The sequence below is a fragment of the Streptomyces sp. NPDC041968 genome (assembly GCF_055589025.1).
Genome location: NZ_JBVJCB010000003.1, coordinates 312,453 through 333,123, shown reverse-complemented (window position 1 = coordinate 333,123; position 20,671 = coordinate 312,453). Strand labels below are relative to the sequence as shown.

18 protein-coding genes are annotated in these 20,671 nt (G+C 76.1%); 9 read left to right on the top strand and 9 right to left on the bottom strand.

Annotated elements, in window-relative coordinates; translation table 11 throughout:
* Window positions 1-83 precede the first annotated feature (83 nt).
* Complete coding sequence (locus ACZ6EG_RS09600) at window positions 84-1,256, top strand: cytochrome P450 family protein (RefSeq protein WP_391970855.1); 1,173 nt, start codon at window positions 84-86, stop codon at window positions 1,254-1,256.
* An 18-nt stretch (window positions 1,257-1,274) separates the two neighbouring features.
* Here the strand turns inward: ACZ6EG_RS09600 and ACZ6EG_RS09595 are convergent, their stop codons facing one another.
* Both ACZ6EG_RS09595 and ACZ6EG_RS09590 read right to left on the bottom strand, forming a co-directional pair.
* Entirely contained in the window at window positions 1,275-2,909 is a 1,635-nt protein-coding gene (locus tag ACZ6EG_RS09595) for a penicillin-binding transpeptidase domain-containing protein (protein WP_391970856.1), read from the bottom strand.
* 195 nt (window positions 2,910-3,104) lie between these two features.
* Entirely contained in the window at window positions 3,105-4,112 is a 1,008-nt protein-coding gene (locus tag ACZ6EG_RS09590) for a CE1 family esterase (protein ID WP_391970857.1), read from the bottom strand.
* 115 nt (window positions 4,113-4,227) lie between these two features.
* Here ACZ6EG_RS09590 and ACZ6EG_RS09585 point away from each other — a divergent pair, with 115 nt between their 5' ends.
* The 6 genes from ACZ6EG_RS09585 to ACZ6EG_RS09560 all read left to right on the top strand — a co-directional run bounded on the left by ACZ6EG_RS09585 (window position 4,228) and on the right by ACZ6EG_RS09560 (window position 10,382).
* A complete protein-coding gene (locus ACZ6EG_RS09585; protein WP_469603073.1) occupies window positions 4,228-5,160 on the top strand; it encodes a LysR family transcriptional regulator in 933 nt (310 codons plus the stop codon).
* Window positions 5,161-5,221: 61 nt separating this feature from the next.
* Complete coding sequence (locus ACZ6EG_RS09580; RefSeq protein WP_391970859.1) at window positions 5,222-6,100, top strand: serine hydrolase; 879 nt, start codon at window positions 5,222-5,224, stop codon at window positions 6,098-6,100.
* A 118-nt stretch (window positions 6,101-6,218) separates the two neighbouring features.
* Window positions 6,219-6,590: a DUF6479 family protein gene (locus tag ACZ6EG_RS09575; protein WP_391970860.1), complete on the top strand. Its 372-nt coding sequence runs from the start codon at window positions 6,219-6,221 to the stop codon at window positions 6,588-6,590.
* 98 nt (window positions 6,591-6,688) lie between these two features.
* The gene (locus ACZ6EG_RS09570) at window positions 6,689-7,666 is read left to right on the top strand and encodes a nucleoside hydrolase (RefSeq protein WP_391970861.1); all 978 of its coding nucleotides are present in this window, start codon (window positions 6,689-6,691) and stop codon (window positions 7,664-7,666) included.
* Between the two features lie 115 nt (window positions 7,667-7,781).
* Window positions 7,782-9,452 carry a glycoside hydrolase family 13 protein gene (locus tag ACZ6EG_RS09565; protein WP_469603067.1) on the top strand — a complete coding sequence of 557 codons (1,671 nt, stop codon included), beginning with the start codon at window positions 7,782-7,784 and terminating at the stop codon, window positions 9,450-9,452.
* Between the two features lie 138 nt (window positions 9,453-9,590).
* The gene (locus tag ACZ6EG_RS09560) at window positions 9,591-10,382 is read left to right on the top strand and encodes a hypothetical protein (protein ID WP_469603064.1); all 792 of its coding nucleotides are present in this window, start codon (window positions 9,591-9,593) and stop codon (window positions 10,380-10,382) included.
* Window positions 10,383-10,447: 65 nt separating this feature from the next.
* On the opposite strand, the gene ACZ6EG_RS09555 is transcribed toward ACZ6EG_RS09560, so the two are convergent.
* Both ACZ6EG_RS09555 and ACZ6EG_RS09550 read right to left on the bottom strand, forming a co-directional pair.
* Window positions 10,448-11,173 carry a GAF and ANTAR domain-containing protein gene (locus tag ACZ6EG_RS09555; protein WP_391970864.1) on the bottom strand — a complete coding sequence of 242 codons (726 nt, stop codon included), beginning with the start codon at window positions 11,171-11,173 and terminating at the stop codon, window positions 10,448-10,450.
* A 75-nt stretch (window positions 11,174-11,248) separates the two neighbouring features.
* A complete protein-coding gene (locus ACZ6EG_RS09550; protein WP_391970865.1) occupies window positions 11,249-12,598 on the bottom strand; it encodes a helix-turn-helix domain-containing protein in 1,350 nt (449 codons plus the stop codon).
* Window positions 12,599-12,712: 114 nt separating this feature from the next.
* Between ACZ6EG_RS09550 and ACZ6EG_RS09545 the strand changes: the two genes are divergently transcribed.
* The gene (locus tag ACZ6EG_RS09545) at window positions 12,713-12,895 is read left to right on the top strand and encodes a hypothetical protein (RefSeq protein WP_469603060.1); all 183 of its coding nucleotides are present in this window, start codon (window positions 12,713-12,715) and stop codon (window positions 12,893-12,895) included.
* Window positions 12,896-12,951: 56 nt separating this feature from the next.
* Here ACZ6EG_RS09545 and ACZ6EG_RS09540 read toward each other — a convergent pair whose 3' ends face one another.
* From ACZ6EG_RS09540 to ACZ6EG_RS09520, 5 genes are all read right to left on the bottom strand, one after another.
* Window positions 12,952-14,364 carry an extracellular solute-binding protein gene (locus tag ACZ6EG_RS09540; protein ID WP_391970867.1) on the bottom strand — a complete coding sequence of 471 codons (1,413 nt, stop codon included), beginning with the start codon at window positions 14,362-14,364 and terminating at the stop codon, window positions 12,952-12,954.
* Complete coding sequence (locus ACZ6EG_RS09535; RefSeq protein ID WP_469603057.1) at window positions 14,364-17,111, bottom strand: substrate-binding domain-containing protein; 2,748 nt, start codon at window positions 17,109-17,111, stop codon at window positions 14,364-14,366. The genes ACZ6EG_RS09540 and ACZ6EG_RS09535 overlap by 1 nt, the downstream gene beginning before the upstream one ends.
* Before the next feature lie 7 nt (window positions 17,112-17,118).
* Window positions 17,119-17,481 (bottom strand): hypothetical protein, encoded by a 363-nt coding sequence (locus ACZ6EG_RS09530; protein WP_391970869.1) that lies wholly within the window; start codon window positions 17,479-17,481, stop codon window positions 17,119-17,121.
* A gap of 140 nt (window positions 17,482-17,621) precedes the next feature.
* A complete protein-coding gene (locus ACZ6EG_RS09525; protein ID WP_391970870.1) occupies window positions 17,622-18,701 on the bottom strand; it encodes a hypothetical protein in 1,080 nt (359 codons plus the stop codon).
* Between the two features lie 63 nt (window positions 18,702-18,764).
* Window positions 18,765-20,006: a PP2C family protein-serine/threonine phosphatase gene (locus tag ACZ6EG_RS09520; protein WP_469603053.1), complete on the bottom strand. Its 1,242-nt coding sequence runs from the start codon at window positions 20,004-20,006 to the stop codon at window positions 18,765-18,767.
* Between the two features lie 68 nt (window positions 20,007-20,074).
* On the opposite strand from ACZ6EG_RS09520, the gene ACZ6EG_RS09515 reads away from it, so the two are divergent.
* The gene (locus ACZ6EG_RS09515; protein WP_391970872.1) at window positions 20,075-20,554 is read left to right on the top strand and encodes a hypothetical protein; all 480 of its coding nucleotides are present in this window, start codon (window positions 20,075-20,077) and stop codon (window positions 20,552-20,554) included.
* Window positions 20,555-20,671 lie beyond the last annotated feature (117 nt).

Here is a 20,671-nt window from a genome sequence, read left to right as displayed (position 1 = left end):
TGCTCCCCGCGCTCCGGGTGCCGATGCTATCGTCGGGCCCACAAACGGGGACTGGTCCCCGTTTGATCGGACCGGGAGGCCCCATGACCGCGCCGACCCTCGACGAACCGGCACCCGCAGGACACGACCCGTACGCCGTCCTCGCCGCCCTGCGGGCCGAGGGCGCCGTGCACCGGGTCCTGGTACCGGGGAGCGGGGAGACCTGGCTGGTCGTGACGCGCGACGCGGCACGGGCCGCGCTCACCGATCCGCGCCTGCGCAACGACATCCGGCACTCCGCTTCCTGGCACACCGACGGCGGGCACGCCATCGGCCGCAACATGGTGCAGAGCGACCCTCCGCAGCACACCCGGTTGCGCCGGCTCGTGGCGGGCCACTTCACGCCGGGCCGGATCGCCGCCCTGCGCCCCCGCGTCGAGCGCGTCGCGGACGCACTGCTGGACGCGCTGCCGCGACGGGGCACGGCGGACCTGGTCGCCCGGTACGCGCTGCCGCTGCCCGTCACGGTGATCTGCGACCTGCTGGGCGTCCCGGAGGCCGACCGGGGAGGCTTCCACGCCTGGTCGCACGAGCTGGTCGTGCCCAGCTCCGCGGAGGCGGCGTCGGCGGCGGCCGGCGAACTGACCGGCTACCTCACCGATCTGACCGGCCGCAAGCGCCGCACCCCGGACGACACGCTGCTCGGCGATCTGGTCGCCGCCGCGGACAGCGGTGGCCTGACGGCCGAGGAACTGCTCGGCATGGCCTTCCTCATCCTCGTCGCCGGACACGAGACGACCGTCGGCCTGGTCTCCGCCACCGTCCACAGCCTCCTCACCCACCCCGACCAGCTCGACCGGCTGCGGGCCGACCCGGGCCTGACGGAGGGCGCCGTCGAGGAGTCGCTGCGGTTCAACTCCCCGGTCCACTCGGCCGCGTTCCGGTTCGCCGCCGAGCCCCTGGAGCTGGCGGGCACCCGGATCGCGGCCGGCGACTCGGTGCTCGTCTCCCTCGCCGCCGCCTCCCGCGATCCCGGCCACTTCCCCGACCCCGACCGCTTCGACATCGGCCGCCGGGCCGCGGGCCACCTCGGTTTCGGGCACGGCCTCCACCACTGCCTCGGCGCCCCGCTGGCCCGCGTCGAAGCCGCCGTCGCCGTACGGCTGCTCCTGCGGCGGCACCCCTCGCTCGCCCTGGCCACCGACCCGGCGACGCTCACCTGGCGCACCGGCACCCTGCTGCGCGGCCTGGCGGAACTGCCGGTGCGCCTCGGCTGAGACGCGCGGCGGCCGGGCTCAGGACGGGTCCTCCGGTACGGCGGAGAGCAGGCTGTGCATGACCGGGCCCGCCGAGCCGCCGCCGGTGACACCCTCCTCGACGACCACGGCCACGGCCACGTTGCCGCGGTGGGCGACGAGCCAGCCGTTGTTGTCCTGGTCGTCGGAGACCTCGGCGGTGCCGGTCTTCGCGCCGATCGCGCCGGGCAGGTCGGCCAGGACGCGCGCGGTGCCGTCGGTCACGGTGGCGCGCATCAGCTCGCGCACCCGGGTGACGACCTCGTCGGGGAGCGGTTCGGTGCGGGTCACGTCCTCGTTCCCGGCGGTGACGGACGGCTGGTGGAACTCGCCGGAGACCGCGGTGGCCGTCACCGATGCCATGATCAGCGGGTTGGCCTGGACCCGGCCCTGCCCGATCATCGACGCGGCCTTCTCCGTCTCGTCCTTCGGCACCGGCACGGAGCCGTCGTACGTCGGGATGCCGATGTGCCACTCCTGGCCGACCCCGAAGTGGGTACGCGCCACCTCGCCCAGCTCCCCGTCGTCGAGTTCGCCGCGCAGGCTGATGAAGGCGGTGTTGCAGGACTCCGTGAAGTCCTTGCGGAAGGTGGCGCCCGGGTGCTCGGACGTCTCCACGTTGTGGAACTCCTTGCCGACCGTCAGGTACTTGGGGCAGTCCACGACGTCGTCGGGCGCGACGGCCCCCTTGAGCAGCAGGGCGGTGCTGGTGACGATCTTCCAGGTGGAGCCGGGCGCGTAGGTGCCGGAGGCGGCGCGGTTGAAGCCGCCGGCGGGGGAGTTGGCCAGGGCGAGGACCTCGCCGTTGTCGACGCGCAGGGCGACGAGGGAGGCGTTCTTGCCGTCGGCCTCGCCGAGAGCCCGTTCGGCGGCGGACTGCCAGGTGGCGTCCAGGGTGGTGCGGACGGGCCGGCCGGCCGTCGCCGGGTCGGGCTTCTCGCCGAAGGACGCCTCGGTGCGCACGGTCTCGCCGGTGGCCCGGTCGATCAGCTCGACCGCGCCGCGCGGTCCGCCGTCGGCGCCGCCGGCCAGCCGGCCCAGGAGCGGGGCCAGCGAGGGGTAACCGCCGCCCGAGAGGGAGGTGCCCTTCCGGTCGGTGACCTCGGGCGGGGTCGTCTCCTCGCGCTCCAGCCGGAACTTCTCCGTGTCGCTCAGCCGCGGGTGGACCAGGGACAGCCGCCAGTCCACCTTCCAGCTGCCGTCGTCCTGCTCGCGCAGCGGCAGCCGCGACTCGTACGTCCAGGTGCCCAGGCCGGTGATCGGCATCCGGGCGGTGAAGGGGATGCCGAGGGTGCCGTCCTCGGCCTCCCTCGCCTCCCCGGACGCCGTGAGCCGCGGCCTGCCGATGTCGAGGCCCGCGGTGAAGCTCCGCAGCACCTCCCGCGCGGTCTCGGGTCTGGTGGTGCGGCCGGCCGCGCTCGGCAGACGTCCGGCGGCCCAGTCGGCGAGGAAGGCACGGGCCTGCTTCGTCGCGGCGGGGTCGGGGCCGTCGTCGCCGGGTGCGAAGGGGCCGAGGCCGGTCGCGTACGAACCGCCGGCGGCGAGCGCGAGCACGACCCCCACGGCGGCGACGGCCCGCACACCGTTGCGCGGTCCACGAGGGCGGGGGGAGGTGACGTGAGGGGTGTCCGGCATGGCGGGTCCTTGTCTGTGGGCGGGCGGGGTCCGGGGGCGGGGCGCTCGGGGCGGGCAGGTTTCGCGTGCGCTCGGGGGCGGGCGGTTTCGGCCCGCCCGGTTCGAGGGAGCGCGGCGCCGGGCCCTGCCCGAGCCGGGCCGGTGCCGACAGCGGTGGAGGAGTCGGTGGGCCGTGGGCCGGTGCCGTGGAGTGCTTCAGGGGGCGGTGGTGAAGAAGTCGAGGATCGTGTCGGTGGCGTCCAGGGCCTGGCTGGTCGGGCCGAAGCCCTGGGGCGGGGTGGCGTCCGAGCCCGGCCAGGTGTGGCCGGCGTCGTGGACGACGAGGAGCTGCACGGTGGCCGCCGCACGCGCGGAGCGCGGGGCCGCGTCGAGGGGCCACACCGTACGGTCGTAGCCCCTCCTCTCCTGCGTGGTGGGCTCGCCGGCACCCCCCGCGACGGCGAACGCCTCCGCGCTGTCCCGGGCCGACAGGCTGGGGAGGATCGGCTCCTCGGGGTCCGGCGGAGGGGAGGGCCACCCCGCGAGCGGGCGCACCGGGTCGTCGGCGCCGTAGACGACCATGACGGGGACGCGCCCCGTGGGTTCGATCCCGGCGGCGCCCGCGGGGAGCTGGCCGGAGACCGAGGCCGCCGCGGCCGCCAGGCCGGGCCGCTGGGCGGCCACGCGCAGCGCCATCGAGCCGCCGTTGGAGAAGCCGGTGACGTAGACGCGCTCGGGGTCGGCCCGCTCGGCGCGGACCAGGTGCTCGACCAGTGCCTCGGTGAACCGCACGTCGAGGTCCGGGTCCGGACGGCGCTCGGTGGCCCGCGTGCCCGCGCCCCAGCCCCGGTCGAGGCCCTCGGGGTAGGCGACCAGCATGCCGCGCGCCCCGGCGGCCTTCTCCAGCCGGCTCTTCTCGCGCAGCTCGGCCGCGTCGGCGCCGCGCCCGTGGAAGGCGATGACGAGCGGCCTCGGGCCGCCGCCGGCACCGTCGGCGGGCCGGTGCAGGAGGTACTCGCGGGTGTGGCCGTCGACCTTCAGCCGGGCGCGGACGTCCGGCACGGAGCCCGCCGTCGCGCCGGACCGGGACGGGCCGCTCGCCGGTGGCGCCGGATCCGGGCGTCCGGAGTCCCCGGCGCAGCCGGCCAGCGGGAGGGCGAGGACGAGGGCGAGCGCGCCGGGCCACCGGCGGGGGCGGAGCGCGAGGTCGCGGAGGGAGCGCATGCCCCGAGGAGAGCAACCCCGGCACGTCCTTGTCCAAGATTCATATGGATGTCGGATCGATCAATCCCCGATATGATTACTAGTCGTGGACCTGGTGCGGCACCTGGAGTGCTTCGTGGCTGTTGCAGAAGAGTCACACTTCGGGCGTGCCGCGGCCCGTCTCGGCATGGCCCAGCCACCGCTGTCGCAGCGCATCCGACGACTGGAGGAGGAGCTGGGCGTCCGGCTCTTCGAGCGCACCAGCCGACAGGTGACGATCACCGAGGCGGGCACCCTGCTGCTCGCCGAGGCCCGTGCGCTGCTCGACCGCTCCGAGTCCTTCCTGACCGCCGCGCGCCGCATCCGGGACGGCGAGACCGGCCTGCTGCGCGCCGCCCTGTCCCCCGACATCTCGGGCGAGACCGTCGCCGCGCTGCTGGCGGACTTCCGGCGCCTCCACGCCGGCCTGCACCTGGAACTGCACGAGCTGTCCACCGCCGAGCAGCTGGCCGCCTTCGCCGCCCGTGAGCTGGACGTCGGCATCGTCCACCACCCGTGCGACGTCACCGGTCTCGAACTCGGCCCGGTCCTGCGCCGCGACCTCGGGGTGGTACTGCCGCGCGGCGCCCCCGAGGCGGAGCTGGACGAGGTGCCGCTCGCCGCCCTCGACGGCTACGACCTGGTCCTCTTCCCGCGCGCCCACGCCCCCGCGGTCTACGACGACCTGCTCACCGCCTGCGCGCGGGGCGGCTGGACCCCCGCCGCCGTACGACACGGCCAGGGCGCCAGCTTCGTCCGCGGCCTGGTGCTGTCGGCCGGCGCCGTCGCCCTCGGCCCCCGCGACACCCACCTCGCGGCGCCCACCGAGGGGGATCTGGTCTGGCGTCCGCTGGCGGGAGCCGCGCCGGCCTGGCGGCACTCCGTGGCGTGGCCCAAGGGGCGCGGCGACACCGCCGTCGGCGCCTTCGCGGACGCGGCCACGCACGCCCTGCGCGCCACGGCCGACGCCCGCGCCGAGGCGCCGGCCCGGCCCCTGCACCTTCGCCCGGCATCGGAGTTCTGGCTGTGAACGACACCGCCTCCCCGGGCCGCCGGCCCGCGCGTCCCCGCCCGGCACCGGAGGACCGGCCATGACCGACACCGCCGCCCCCGGCCGGCTGCACGCGGCCTTCGCCGACGCCGGGGTCACCGGCTGGCTGCACGCCGTGGACATCGACTCCGGGGCTCAGGTCGAGGCCGGGTCGGACCAGCCGGTGTGCACGGCCAGCGTCCACAAGGTGTGCGTCCTGGTCACGCTGCACGAACTGGCGGCGGCCGGGGCACTGGAGCTGACCGAGCGGGTCGAGTGCCCGCCGGCCGGGCGCACCCCGGGGCCCACCGGGCTCGCGGCCATGCTCGACCCGGTCCGGCTGTCGCTGCGCGACGCGGCGTTCCTGATGATGTCCGTCAGCGACAACACCGCCGCCGACCTGCTGCTGGACCGGGTGGGGCTGGACGCCGTCAACGCCACCGCGGCGCGGCTCGGCCTCACCCGCACCCGGGCGGTGCACGGCTTCGGCGCGATGCTTCGCACCATGCGCGAGGACGCCGGGCCGGCCGGTGCCCGGGCGCTGACCGACCCGCACGTCATCAGCCGGCTGCGCGCCCTGGACCCGGCCCGCACCAACCGCAGCACCCCCCGCGACATGACCCGTCTGCTCCGCGCCCTCTGGCGGGACGAGGCCTGCCCGCCCGAGTACGGCGCCGCCATGCGCCGCATCATGGGCCTCCAGGTGTGGCCGCACCGCCTGGCCTCGGGCTTCCCCTTCGACGACGTCCACGTGGCCGGCAAGACCGGCACCCTGCCGACCCTGCGCAACGAGGTGGGCGTCGTCGAGTACCCCGACGGCGGCCGCTACGCCGTGGCCGTCTTCACCCGCACCGCGCAGACGGCGGCCACGCTCCCGGCGGCGGACGCGGTGATCGGCACGGCGGCCCGGATCGCGGTCGACGCGCTGCGGGCCCCCTGAGGCGACGGGCCGGGCGGCGGGGCCCCGGGCACGGCGGGCCCCCGGGCACGGCGGCCGACTCGGGGAGCAATCGGGCATTCCTGGCGCTTTATCCCATTTGGGGGTACATAATCAGAACATGAGTACGGCAACGTATGAACTGCTGGCCGCGTCCTCGCACGCGGTGAACATGACGGTGGCCTTCATCGGCGGGCTGGTGATCGTGGGAGCGCTGATCTGGGCCGTACGCATGGGTCTGAGCGTCATGGAGCGAGAACCCGAACGCCCCCACGCCGACGAGCACGGCAAGCTCCCCGAGACCGGCGCCGTCCACGAGGAACGGGAGATGCGGGAGCCGGACGAGATCCCGCTGGCGGCCGACGGGAGCCCACGGCTCATGCCGTACGAGCTCCACCACTCGGGCAGCCGCCGGGGCGAGGACCAGAACCGCCGACGCTGGCTGCCGGGATCCAGCGGCGCCTTCGGCAGCGGCGGATCGGGGCACGTGTGACCCGGGCCGGCGGCGCGGGCCCGGACCGGGGGACGGCGGGGGAGCCCGCGTAGGGTCGCGGGGACCCTCGTCCCCGCCGACCCCGAGGAGCCCCCACCGTGACGACCGACTCCGGCCGGCCACCCGTGCCGGTGATCGTCGACTGCGACACCGGCATCGACGACGCCCTGGCCCTGCTGCTGGCGGTCCGCCACCCGGGGCTCGACCTGCGCGCGGTCACCTGCGTGGCCGGCAACACGGACGTGGAGGGGGTCGTCCGGAACACCCTGACCGTGCTGGAGCAGGCCGGCGCCCCCGACGTCCCCGTCGCCCGGGGCGCCGGGCGGCCGCTGATCGAGGGCGTGCGCACCGCCCGTCACGTGCACGGGCGGGACGGCATGGGCGACCTCGGACTGCCCGCGCCGACCCGCGCCCCGGTCGACCTGGACGCGGTGAGCCTGCTGCGCCGGGAGATCCTCGCCTCCCCCCGGCCGGTGACGCTGATCCCCACCGCCCCGGCGACCAACATCGCGCTGCTGCTGCGCACCCACCCGGAGGTGACCGGCAACATCGAGCGGATCGTGTTCATGGGCGGCGCGGTGGCCACCGGGAACGCCACACCGGTCGCCGAGTTCAACGTCTGGCACGATCCGGAGGCCGCCGCGATCCTGCTCACCGCCGGGGTGCCGATCACGATGTACGGGCTGGACGTGTTCCAGCGGGTGATCGTCCCGGGGCCGGACGTGCGCCGCCTGCGCGCGAGCGCCGAGCCCGGCACCCGACTCGCCGGCGAGCTGCTCGCCCACCGCGGTCCGGCGACCGACGAGACGGACCCCGGGGGCGGGCTCGGCGACGCGGGCGCGGTCTGCGCCGTGATCGATCCGGAGGGACTGAGCACCCACCGGCTGCCCGTCGAGGTGTGCCTCGCGCCGGGCCCGGCCCGCGGGCAGACCCTCGTCGACCGCCGCGTCCGCCCCGGCGAGTCCGAACTGCACGAGGGCACACGCGAACAGCCCTTGGTGGACGTGGCGTTGGACGTGGATGTGGCGCGGTACGTGGGGCTGTACCTGAGCGCGGTCGCACGCGAGGACGAGTAGGGGCGAGCAGGGAGGCGCGCGGGAGACGGCGCGTCGCTCCTTCGCGCGGGTTCACTTTTCGGGTGATGTGGACAGACCTGTTCGTGTCGCCCGCACGCATCGCGAAGGAGACCGCGTGACCGTCCGCCCCACCACCAGCACGCCCGACCTGTCGTCCAAGGACCCCAACTGGTGGCGGCAGGCCGTCATCTACCAGGTCTACCCCCGCAGCTTCGCCGACGCCGACGGAGACGGGCTCGGCGACCTGCGCGGCATCACCCAGCGCCTGACCCACCTGGCCACCCTGGGCGTCGACGCCCTGTGGCTCAGCCCGTTCTACCCCTCCGAACTCGCCGACGGGGGCTACGACGTCGACGACTACCGCGACGTCGACCCGCGCCTGGGCACCCTGGACGACTTCGACGCGATGGCCGCCGAGGCGCACCGGCTGGGCCTCAAGGTCATCGTCGACCTCGTCCCCAACCACACCTCGCACCGGCACGCCTGGTTCCGCGAGGCTCTGGACGCGGGCCCCGGCTCCGCCGCCCGCGACCGGTACGTCTTCCGCGACGGCCGCGGTGAGCACGGGGAGCTGCCGCCCACCGACTGGCAGTCCGTCTTCGGCGGCAGCGCCTGGCGACGGGTGCCCGACGGGCAGTGGTACCTGCACCTGTTCACCCCCGAGCAGCCCGACCTGAACTGGGACAACGAGCAGGTCCGCGCCGACTTCCGCACCACGCTGAAGTTCTGGTGCGACCGGGGGGTGGACGGCTTCCGCGTCGACGTGGCGCACGCGCTGGTCAAGGACCTGACCGAGCCGCTGCGCGACCTCGGCTCCCCCGAGCTGAGCAGCGAGGCCGCGCTCGCGGAGTTCGCCCCGGGCACCCACCCGTTCTACGACCGCGACGACGTGCACGAGGTGTACCGGGACTGGCGCAAGATCCTGGACGCCTACTCCCCGCCCCGGATGGCGGTGGCCGAGGCCTGGGTGCCGGGTGCCCGGCGCGCGCTGTACGCCCGCCCGGACGAGCTGGGGCAGGCCTTCAACTTCGAGTATCTCCAGGCCGGCTGGGACGCGACCGAGCTGCGCGAGATCATCACCGGCTCGCTGGCCGACGCCCGCGCCGCCGGCGCCTCGGCGACCTGGGTGCTCTCCAACCACGACGTGGTCCGGCACGCCACCCGCCTGGTCCTGCCGCCCGGCACCGACACCGACGCCTGGCTGCTGTCCGGCGGCCACGCACCGGAGGCCGACCGGCGGGCCGGGCTGCGCCGGGGCCGCGCCGCGACGCTGCTGATGCTGGCGCTGCCCGGATCGGCGTACGTCTACCAGGGCGAGGAGCTGGGGCTGCCCGAGGTGGCCGACCTGCCCACCGAGGTGCTCCAGGACCCGATCTGGGAGCAGACCGGGCACGTCCGCAAGGGCCGCGACGGCTGCCGGGTGCCGCTGCCGTGGACGACCGGCGGACCGTCGTACGGCTTCGGCTCGGGCGGGGCGTGGCTGCCGCAGCCCCCGGACTTCGCGTCGTACGCCGTCCAGGCCCAGGACGGGGTGGAGGGCTCGACCCTGGAGCTGTACCGCACGGCCCTGCGCCTGCGCCGCAAGCTGCTCGACGGCGAGGAGCTGACCTGGGCGGACGACGTTCCGGCGGGGGTGCTGCAGTTCGACCGCACCGACACCTGGCGCTGCGTCACCAATCTCTCCGGTACGACGGTCGACCTGCCGGCCGGGGAGGTCCTGCTGAGCAGCGCGCCCCTGGACGACGGCCGCCTGGGTCCGGACACGACGGTGTGGCTGGGACGCTAGACGCTCCCCGGACGACCCGGCCGTCCCCGCCTCACCCGGACGGCCCCGCACGCTGGTGGCGGGGCGGGGGCGGTGGTGCCGTGGAGGGTGCGACCGGTCCCGGAGGGCCGCTCGCCCGGCCCTCCAGGAGGCACACCCATGCAGCACGCCGCCCGGCCCCCGCTCGCGTGCGCGCTCTCGGCGGCGCTGGCGCTGACGGCGGCCGCCTGCGCCGGCGGCGGGCGGTACGGGGACCGGCCGGCCGGCACCGCGCCGACGGCCACCCGGTCCCCGGCCGCGCTCCCGTCGCCCGCCGTGCCGCCCGTGCTCACCCGGGAGCAGGCCCGGGAGGCCCTGATCACGGAGGCCGACCTGGGGGAGGCCTGGGAGCCGACGCGGGGCGCCGCGACCTGGCGGGACGGGGTCCTCAAGGCCACCACCGAGCGGGCCGACTGCCGGCGGCTGCTGGACGTCCTCTACACCGAGGAGCTGTTCGGTTCCGCCACCGCCCCCCGGGCCGCGGCCGCCCTGGACGACACGGCGGGCGGGGCCCAGCTGCACTACCGGGTCACCTCGCACCGCGCGGCCGACATCGACCGTGCGCTGGCCTGGCTCGGGACGCTGCCGGAGACCTGCGGGCACTTCACGGCACGGCCCGCGCGGGGTGCCGCCCGGAACGTGCGGGTCGCCTCCGTGCCCCTGCCGGAGCCGGGGGACGCCCGGCAGGGCCTGCGGGTGACGGTGAGCGTCCCGGCGGCGGACACCGGGAGCGCGGACGCCGTGGGCGCCGTGCTCACCGTGGACCTCGCCGCCGTGCGCGTCGGCGACGACGCGATCAGCCTCACCAACGGCACCCTCGGCGAACCCGACGGCGACGCCACGTGGACGGCCGCGGAGGTCGGGGTCCGGCGGCTGACGGAGGTCCGGCGGCAGGGACGGGCGCAGGTCTGAGCGCTACCGGTGCCGGGCGTCGGGTGCCGGGCCCTGGCCACCGGCGGCGAAGCGGCTTCGGGGTCCTAGCCGTCGGGGTCGAAGCGGTGTCGGTGGGTGGTGATCTCGCGGGCCGCCTCGTAGGCGCTGCGGCCCCGGGCGAACGCGTCGGCGCGCAGCCGGGCCAGGGCCTCGTCGGCGCCGACGCCCAACCGGGCCATGATCATGCCGACGGCCCGGTACACCTCGTCGTGGTCGCCCGCCAGGTCGTCCAGCCAGGCGCCCTCCTCGCGCGGCAGCGCCATCAGCGCCGCCGTCATGGCGCCGGCCACCAGGCGTGCCGTGGCCAGCTGCGGGCCGGTCAGCCCGCCGGGGGAGTCGCGGTACAGGTCGAGGGTGCCCAGGCACGCCGAGTCGCTGCCCAGCGGCAGCGCGTAGACCGCCCGGACGCCGACCGCCGTGGCCTGCTGGGCGTAGACGGGCCACCGGCCGGCGTCGGCGTCGGCCGTCAGGTCACGGGCGAGCACGAGCGCGCCCGACTCGGCCGCGCTCACACACGGTCCGTCCCCCAGCGTGGCCTGGATCTCCGCCAGGTACGACGCCCGGTCGCCCGTGGCACACAGCCGCACCGGTACGCCCGCGCTGCGCAGCGACGCGCTGGCGCCGCTCACCGGCAGCAACCCCAGTACCGCCTCGCACAGCCGGCCCGGCACCTCGCCGGGCGGGGCGCCCCGCACTCGGGCGGCGATCACCTCGGCGGCGCGTGAGCCGTCCGAGGGCCACCAGGCTCCGTCACTGGGCCGCACACGCACCGCCTCCTTCGCTCAAGAGCGGCCGCAGACCCGGTTACCCCTGCCCGACCGGGCAAAACCGAGCCCCCGGCCCCGCTACAGGGGCGGCTGGGCGGGGGCCGGGCCGAGCGTGGTCGTGCCGGGTGCCGTGCGGTGCCCGAGGCCGGTGCGGTAGGCGTCGAGGGCCGCCTCCACCCGGCCGGTGCGCCGCAGCAGATCCCCCAGCAGCCGGCACAGGTCGGCCAGGTCACCGGCGGCGCCCGCGCGCTCCAGCAGGCTGAGGGCGCGGACGTAGTGCTCCTCGGCCGCCTCGGTGTCCCGGGCGTCCTCGGCGATGATGCCGAGCAGCCGGTGCGCGCCCGCGGCGTGCACGGCGCCGCGTTCGGAGGAGAGGTCGTCCAGCACCCCGTGCAGCAGGGCGGCGGCCTCCTCGGACTTGCCGCGCCGGTGCAGTACGTCGGCCAGTTCGACGGCGACCTGGCTGCTGTAGAGGGCGGCGCGGGTGGCGGAGAGCATGCCGAGGGCCTCCCGCATCTCCTCCTCGGCCCGCGGAAGTTCGCCGTTCTGCGCGCAGACGTAGCCGCGCATCCAGTGGCAGTTGGCCAGCTCGGTGCTCAGTTGCAGCGTGCGGTAGAGCTCGGCGGCCTTGGCCAGCGAGGCGTCGGCCTCCTCCAGCCGGCCCTCGGCGAGCAGGGTGCGGGCGACGGAGCGGTGCATGCGGGCCACCAACGCCGGGTCGCCGGCCCGCGGCGCGAGGGCGAGGGCCAGCTCGGCGGCCTGGGCGGCGCGCGCGTGCGCGCCCATGTCCATGTACGGGCCGATGGCACTGGCGTAGAGCAGCAGCAGCGCGTCGGGGTCGTGCAGGCCGCCGCGGTTCAACTCGTCGAGGGTGGACTCCAGCAGGTAGACGGCGTACCGGAGTTCACCGGCGAGGTAGTGGGCGAGGGCCCGTCCGCGCAGGGCGGGGACCCGGGCGGGCAGGGGGGCGCCCGCGTCGGTGAGGCACTCCTCGGCCCGTTCGAAGTACTGCCGGGCGCCGACCAGCTCGCCGGTCTCCACCGCGCACTCGCCCAGTCCGAGCAGCGCGTCGGCCCGCTCCTCGGGCAACGCGTACGCCTCGGCCTCGGCGAGCAGCTCGGCGTACTGCCCGGCCGCCTGCTCGGCGCCCCCGGTGGCGAGCGTGCGCCGCGCCTCGGTGAGCCTGAGCCGCAGCCCGGTGACGAGCCGCGCCGGGCGCCCGGTGGCCAGTTCCTCGTAGCCGACGCCGAGCCGTTCGGCGAGGTGGCGCAGCGCGTCGTCCGAGGGGCGGACGCGGCCGGCTTCCAGGGTGGAGATGTACGCGGGTGTGTACGCCGGTTCCGCGAGCTGGCGCTGGGTCATGCCCCGCTCGGCCCGCAGCCGCTGCACGCGGCGTCCTATGGTCTCCCGGTCGTCGCGCTCCCCCACGGCCAACTCCCCCTGCACCTCTTGCCGTTCGACTCCGCCGGCTCTAGGTTAAACCGCGGATTAAGCGCACTTGACCGCGCTCGACAACATCCCGTACCACCCGCAGAGGACACCGTGCCCGTACGCACACGCACCGCCGGACGTTACGGCAGAGCCCTCGCCGCCGCCGTGGCCGCCATGGCCTGCCTGCTGCTGGCCGCGAACGCCGGGCCGGCGGACACCGCGCGCCCGCCGGCCCCCGCGACGGAGCCGGGCACGGTCCCGGTCACGGACTCGCTGGTCACCGTCACCCGCTGAAGCGGACGTGCCGACCGGGCCGACCGGGCCGACCCGGCCGGTCTCCCGGCCGGGGGTCAGTCCGGCAGGGCGCGCCGCAGGGCCTTGGCCAGGCGCCGGGCCAGTTCCGCGTCGCCCGGCGGGTCGTCGGCGAAGAGGTCGTCCAGCGCGGTGGTGAAGGTCTGCGTGAAGGCGCCGTACAGCGGGGTGCGGGGGCGGTGGACCGCCTCCTCGAGCGCCGGGAGCAGGACCTCGGACGCGTACTCGGGCCGTCCGGCCGCGTCCCGGGGGACGGTGTCGGCGCCCTCCCCGGTGGGGGCCGGCGAGGGGGTCGCGGCGCCCACCGCGCAGGTCACCGCGTCGTCCGTGTACGCCGAGACGCGCGTCGCCGCGAAACCGGCGTCCAGCAGGCAGCGTTCACTCTCCTTGCCGGTCAGGAACCTGATCAGCTCGGTCGCCTTGTCCGCCCGCCGGGAGGCGGCGGTCACCGCGAGGTTCTGGCCGCCGAGCACGGCCCGGCCCGGCAGCGCGGTCACGCCGAGCCGTTCGCCGTGCCGGTCCTTCGGGAAGGTCTGGTGCAGGGCGGGATACACGTACGGCCAGTGCCGCAGGAAGGCGGTGCGGCCGGCGGCGAAGGCGCCGAGGGAGGCCGCCTCGTCGGAGCGGAAGGCGTCCGGCAGGACGGAGGCCGCCTCGGTACGGCGGCGCAGCTCGGTGACGCCCTCGGTCAGCTCCTCGACGGTCGCGTCGTAGTGGCCGTCCTCGTCGGTGAGCGTGAAGTCGGGCACCGCCGACGCGAACGCCTCCACGGCGTTGACGGTGCGTCCCTCGTAGGCGGCGAGCTGGGTGGTCCAGCCCTTCTCGTAGCCGTCGGGCCGGCGCTCGTCGAGCGTGGTGATCAGCTTCTTCAGTTCCGGCCAGGTCAGACCGGCTCCCAGGTCGGGGCGTTCGACGCCCGCCTGTCGCAGGTGGTCGCGCCGGTAGTAGAGCAGGCCGACGTCACTGTTGAAGGGCGCGGCGTACACCTCGCCGTCCCAGCGGGCCGTCCTGGCCACGGGCGTGATCACGTCGTCGTCGAGCAGCGTCCCCGGCAGCGGGCTGATCAGACGCGCCTCGGCGAACTCCGGGACCCAGGTGACGTCGAGGTTGACCACGTCGTAGGCGGCGCTGCCGGACTGGAGGGCGCCGAGCAGCTGGCTGCGCTGCTCGTCGGCGTTGCCGGGGAGTTCGACCAGCCGGGCGCGGTAACCGGTGCCGGCCTTGTCCTGCCCGGCGTTCCACACGTCGATGAGGCGCTGGCGGATGCCGTTCTTGCCGGTGACGTCCCGCCCGCTGGCGACCACGATGTCGCCGGGCACGTCGGCGGTGGGCGTGGCCGCGGGACCGTTCCCCCCGCCCCCGACGCAGGCGGTCGGCAGGAGCAGGAGCAGCGGGGCCGCCAGGACCGCGAGGCGTCGTCCCGGTGCCCCCGACAGCCGTCGTCGGAGCATCACGTCTCCCCCGTTCCGATGCGTGCCACCTCGTCGTGCAGGGCCGCGCCGAGGTCGTCTGCGGCGTCCACGCACCGCCCGCCGCTCGCCTCGGAGATGAGGGCGTCCGGCTTCCCCTCGTCGCAGGCACCGCCCTTGAGGGAGACCATCGCGACCGGCGTCTCCCCCGCGCCGGCGAGGGCGAGGAGGCGCGCGAAGCGGTCGCCGGAGGGGCGCCCCGCGTCCTCGTCGTCGGTGACGAAGACGATCAGGCCGGGCCGCTCGTCGTCGGCGCCCCACCGCTCCATGGCGACGAGCGCGTCCCGCAGCGCCCCCACCGGGTCGGCCGCGGCGTCCCGGACCCGGGCCTCGCGGTCGACGGCGCGTTCGGCGTCCTTGCGGGTGTGCCGGTCGAGGGGCAACAGCGGGTCGTAGGTGTCCTCGCCCGTGCCCGAGACCGCCCACACGCCGTACTCGTCCCGGTCGCCGAGTCCGCCGAGGGACTGCTTCAGCAGGCCGGGGCCGCCGCTGGCGCCCTCCCACTGGCCGGTCATCGAGCCGGAGCTGTCGAGCAGGAACAGCACGCGGCCGGGACCGTTGGCGCCCCGGTAGCCCGCCAGCGACGCCTCCATGGCGTTCCGTCCGGCGGACTCGGTCAGCGGCGACGGTGCCCGCAGCACGGCGGCGGCCACCTCCTGGGTGTCCAGCAGGGCGCGGTCGCCGGTGGGCGCCCGGAAACCGTCCCGGGCGAGGGCGTCCCGGCCGCCCTCGCCGGTGAGCCACCGCCGGAAACCGTCCGCCGCCCGGTCCCGTTCGGCCTCGTCCCGGTCGGCGCCCTGCCAGCGGACGCGGACGAAGAGCGGCTCCAGGCCGGGCACGTCACCGGGGTACTGCGCCATGCGCGGGGTGCGGCGGGCACTGTCGCAGCCGACGCCGCTGCGCAGCAGGAACTCGGGGACGAGGGCCGCGGTGCGGTTGTCGACGGCGTCGTCGTCGGGCAGCGCGCACAGCAGCTCGGCGGCGGTAGGGGAGGGCGGTCCGGGCTGGGCCACCCGGGCCTCGGCGCGGCGGGCGTCGGGGGTGCCGGTGTCGCCGGCGCCCCGGTGCAGGCCGATCGTGGCGAGCAGCCCGGTGTCCGTGAACTCGGGGTCGGGACGGCGCACCTCGGCGTCGTCGCGCCGGTCGCGCAGGTCGTCGATCATCCGGGTGAGCGGGAGTCCGGTGCGCTCCCCGAGTCGGTCGGCGGCGATGTCCTGCGGGACGGCGAGCACGATCGGGGAGTACGCGAAGGGCTCCTCGTCGGGGTCCAGGGCCGCCACGGCGTCGGTGTCCTGCCCCTCGATGACCCGGGCGGCGTCGGCCGGGGAGCCGGGTATCCACACGTCGGGCTGCGGACCGACGTCGCGCTGCGGGTTGGTGTCGTCGTCGGAGGGTTCGTGCCAGGCGCGGGTCTGCCTGAGCAGGGCGGTGACCGCGTCGGCGGCGCCCGCGCTGTAGACGGTGATGCCGCTGGAGCGGCAGCCGTCGACGGTGTTCTCCTCCGAGGTCAGGTACGCGTCGGCGGCGGCCCGGACGGTGGGCTCCAGGTCCGGGTCGGTGAGCACGCGCAGCTCCAGGGGCGGGCGGCAGGTCGACGGGTCGCCGTCCATGGCGGCGAGACGGTACGAGCCGATGCCGACGACGGCCATGAACAGCAGCACCGCGACCCCCGCGACCAGCCGCCGCGCCAGGCCGCCCCCGGAGTGCGGTCCGGCGTCGCCGGGACGCCGGAACAGCCCGCCCACGGCCCCGGCCGCGACCTCGCCCACCACCCGCGGCAGCCTCGTCAGTCCGGCCCACGTCCGGCGGGCGGCCCCCGCCCACCACCGCGGCTCGGACTCGGCGGTCCCGTCGCCCGGCGCATCCGGCGGCGCGGGCGGGACCCCCGGGCCACCCGGGCCACCCGGACCACCCGGGACCGTCGCCACAGTCGCCGCAGTCTCCGTGGTCCCGTCACCCGGTAGCCCCGCGCCGGAAGGGCCGCCCCACGGCGAGCGGGCACCGAGCAGCACGTCCTCCCCCGGCTCGGTACGGCTCTGGGGCTCCCAGGGATCGCCGCGCAGCGTCCGCCGGCCGCTCGCGGACATCCGGGCCCGCAGCCCGTCCACGAGATCGCCGAACCACACCTCGCCGTCGCGCTCCAGCAGCTCCGCCAGCTCGGCGGTGAACGGCGTCGGACTCCCCGGATCGCCCGCGTCGATGCGGTGGTTGGCCTGCACGCTCATCAGCAGCAGCAGGCGCCGCTTGTCGCGGGGGTCCGGGCGGATCCAGGCGGCGTTGCCCGCGAAGCAGCAGTCCAGGACGATGACGATCCGCTGGGCCGGGCTGGCGGCCAGCATCGCCTGCGCGACGCTGAACAGCACCGCGCCCGGGAAGACCGCGTGCCCTCCCGCGACCACGCGCGCCTTGCGCATCTGGAGGAACAGCTCGTCGCCCGCGTTGGGGATCGCCCCGTGCCCGGCGAAGTACAGCAGCAGGACGCCGTCGGCCTCCGTGGCGGCCTTCCACAACTCCTGGTCGAAGGTGCCCTGGTCGGGGGAGCGGCACACCGTGATCCCGCGCTCGCCGAACACGCCGCCGTGCCGCAGCGCCTCCTCCAGCCGGTTCAGGTTGTGCTTGACCGCGGGGAGGTCGCCGGGCACGCCGTCCGGCTCAGCCGTGTTGTCGTACTCGGACACTCCGACCAGCAGCGCCCGGTTCGCCTTCCCCCGCGGGTCGTAACCGGTCACCGGCGGCCTACCTGCCGTCGGGTCGCACCGGCTCGACGCTCGCCCCGGGCGGCTCGCCGTCCTCCACCTCGCGGCGGTTGGCCCGCCAGGCCTCCACGGACCGCCTGACCTGGTCCACCACCGACTGGAAGATCGCGCCCGCGGCGCCCCCCAGCACCGCCACGACGATGTCCATGCCGGTGCCCATCGGAGCGCCCGCCTCGTCGGTCCGGCTCCGTTCGTCGATGCGGAGCTGGTCGGTGCGGGCCAGGTCGGCGAGCGGTTTCTCGCGCTCCAGCCATTTGTGCAGTGCGCCGATGTCGCTCTCGCTCGCGGTCCCGTCCAGCCGGACGCGGATACCGTGCGTCGCCACTCCGTCCCCCTCAGCCATAACTCACCATCATGGCACCGCGGTTGCGCGCAGGGGAGGGTCTGTGCGCCGCTCTCGCGAGGCGCACGCGGGCGTACACACGGCCCGGGACGCCCGGGGCCGCCGCGACGCCGGGCCCGCGCACGGCGCCCGGGGTCGCCTCAGCCCTGTGTCTGCAGGCGGCTCAGCTCGCGCTGCACGTGGTCCAGCGCGCCCTCGCGCCGGCCGGGCACCCGGCCCCGCAGCACGGCGAGCGCCGCGCCCAGTTCCCGGGCGGGCCCGGCGTCGTGGATCTTCCCCCACTGGTGGTGGGCCCGGTCCACGGCCGCCTCCACCGCCGGCGCCCCGGGCGGCTGTCCGGCGCCCAGCCGGGCCTCGGCCACCCTCAGCCAGGCACGGCAGCTGCGCACCGGGTCGCCCGCGAACATCGCCAGGTCCGCCCGGACCTCCGCCCAGTGCAGCGCGTCCGCGGAGGCGGGCCCGTGCGCGAGGGCGGCGGCGTGCTCGTGCCGGGCGGCGAGCGCGTCGGCGTCCGCGTGCCGCCCGGACCGCACGGCGTCGGCGATGACGGCGTGCGGATCGCCCGCCACCGGCCCCGGCGCCGTCAGCACCAGGTCCGCACCGGCCGCCGCCCCGCCGGCCGCGCTCTCGGCGGCCGTCCGGGCCAGTGCCTGCTGGTGCAACTGGTCCGGCGGCGGCCGGTGCCCGCTGCGCAGGATCGTCGCGACCGCACGCATGTACGAGGGCGTGCCCACCGTCCGCCGCGAGGGCGGCGGCGCGACCCGACCGTAGACGGCGTTGTTCCGTCCGCAGTCCAGCGGGCTGGCCCGCAGCCACTGCCAGGTCTCCTGGTCGGCGTGCAGGTCGAGCAGCAGCGTCGTCGCGCCGCTCGGCCGCAGCCGCAGTTCCTCGCGGATCCAGTGCCAGGGCAGGGCGGTGTAGCGGACGGTCGCCGGCGTCGTACGGGCCAGCGCCAGGTGCGGCAGGCGCTGGCGCCGGTCCAGCTGGAGCTGACCGGCGACGTAGACCGTCAGCGGGCCGGGGGCCGCCGCCGCGGCGCGCAGCCGGGTGAGGACGGCCTGCGGCTCCAGCGGGTCGGCGAGTTCGACGACGTTCGCGGTGTCGGTGCCGGAGAGCACCGCGGGCGGCACGGCCGCGAGCACGGGGAGTACGGAGGCGGCGTCCACCAGGCATCCCCTGCCCACGGGCGAGGCCGCGAGCAGCAGCACGGTTCCGGGCATGTCCCTCCCCCTGTCGATCAGGTACGGCAGCACCGTAACCGTTGCGGCCGCACAGCGGGGCACCTACCAGTCCGGCGGCCGCCCCCATCGCCGTACCGCGAAGACCGTCGTGTCGTCGGCCAGCCGCCCCCGGCAGTGCCGCAGCGTGCCGTCCCGCACCAGCGCCACCAGCCGTTCCGGTGCGGCGCCCGACGGGTCGGCGGCCACCGCCCGGGCGACGGCGTCGGCGTGCCGGTAGAAGCAGCCCTCGGGGTCGCGCGCCTCGGTCACCCCGTCGGTGACCAGCAGCAGCGTCTCCTCCGGGGCGAGGGCGGAGCGGTGCACCGGCGGCACCGGCGGGCCCGCGACGAGGTCGTTCATGCCGAGCGGCAGCCCTCCGCCGACCGCCAGGGTCCGTACGCCCCGCGGACCGACCGCCAGCGGGGGGTCGTGGCCGAAGACGACGGCCTCGACGGTGTCCGGCAGGTTCTCCGAGAAGCCGACGAGGACGGCGGTCGCGAACCGGTCGCCGTCTGACCGGCCGAGCGCCGCGGTGTGCGCGCGGTGACGGCGCATCCGGATCTCCAGCCGCTCGGCGACCGTCGCGAGGTCCGGCTCGTGGTAGGCGGCCTCACGGAAGGTGCCGAGCAGCGCGGCCGCCGCCTCCACCGCGCCCAGCCCCTTGCCCTGCACGTCACCGACGAGGACGCGGGTGCCGTGCGGGCCGGGCTGGATGTCGTAGAAGTCGCCGCCGACGCGGGCCTCGGTGTCCGCGGAGAGGTAGACGGCGGCGTGCTCCAGGCCGCCGAAGCCCACCGGCAGGGGCCGCAGCACGGTGCGGCGGGTGGTGTCGGCGATGTCCCGCATGTGCACCATGCGCTGCTCGCCGCCCACCCGCAGCGCGGCGGCCACCACGGCGATCGCTCCGCCGAGGGCGACCAGGACCAGGCCGGGCAGCCCGGTCTCGGCACGGTGCTGCCAGACGGTGTCGGCCATGACGTAGACGGCGACGGCGACCGCCGCGTACACGGCCGTGGACCGCACCCCGCAGATCGCGGCGGCGACACCCGGTACGAGCACCGTCCAGGAGATGATCTCGAAGGCGCCGGTCGTGGTGTCGGCCGCGGTGATGGCGACGAGCAGGAGCAGCGGGAACATCCAGGCGACGCTGTGACCGCGGACGCTGAGCAGTTCGTGCCGGGACACGGCGTCGCCCCGGCCGGCGGCCTGGACGAGCCGGCCGACCAGCCGCCACCGGCCGCGCACCGGACTGCGGTAGCGAGCCTCCACGGGCCTCAGCGAAGCACGCTGCCCGGCGGCCCGCATCCTGACTTGCCGACGGGCCCGCCCAGGTGTGCGCTGGTAGACGGGGGCGAGGTGAGAGGAGTGCGCTCATGGCTCATGCGGTACCGGCACGCGGCACGTCCGCCCAGGCGCCCACCGGAGCGCCCGGCGGGCCGGGCACCCGCGGCCGTACGACGGCACCCGACGTCTTCGGCGCGCGAACGCACAGGATGGCGAAATGGGCGGTGCCCGTCGGGATCGGGCTGGTCTACGGCTACTGGGCCGCGTCCATCAGCCGCCGTGGCGGCCCCGTCACCGGCTGGAACGTCCTGTTCGGCTTCCTGACCGCGCTCGCGTTCGTGGTCCTCCTCGCCGTGGTCCGGGCGGTGGCCGCCCGGCTGCCGCGCGAAGGACACGCGGCGCTGTGGGCGGCGTTCGCGGGCAGCGCCCTGGGGTTCCTGTACTCCCGCAGCGGCGTGGCCGTGTTCACCTGCGTCGTCGTGTCCCTGCTGCTCGCGGCGGCGGTGTTCGCCTCCCTCTTCTACCGCTACTACACGCACGAGGACGCACGGGGGCACCGCGCCACCTGAGGTCGGCCGGCCGGCTGCCCCGGCGGTCGGCCGCCGTCCGCCCGTACGCCCTTGCTTCCGCGTCCACCCGGGCTCGCGTGCTCCCGTGCTCCCGTGCTCCCGGGCTCGCGTGCTCCC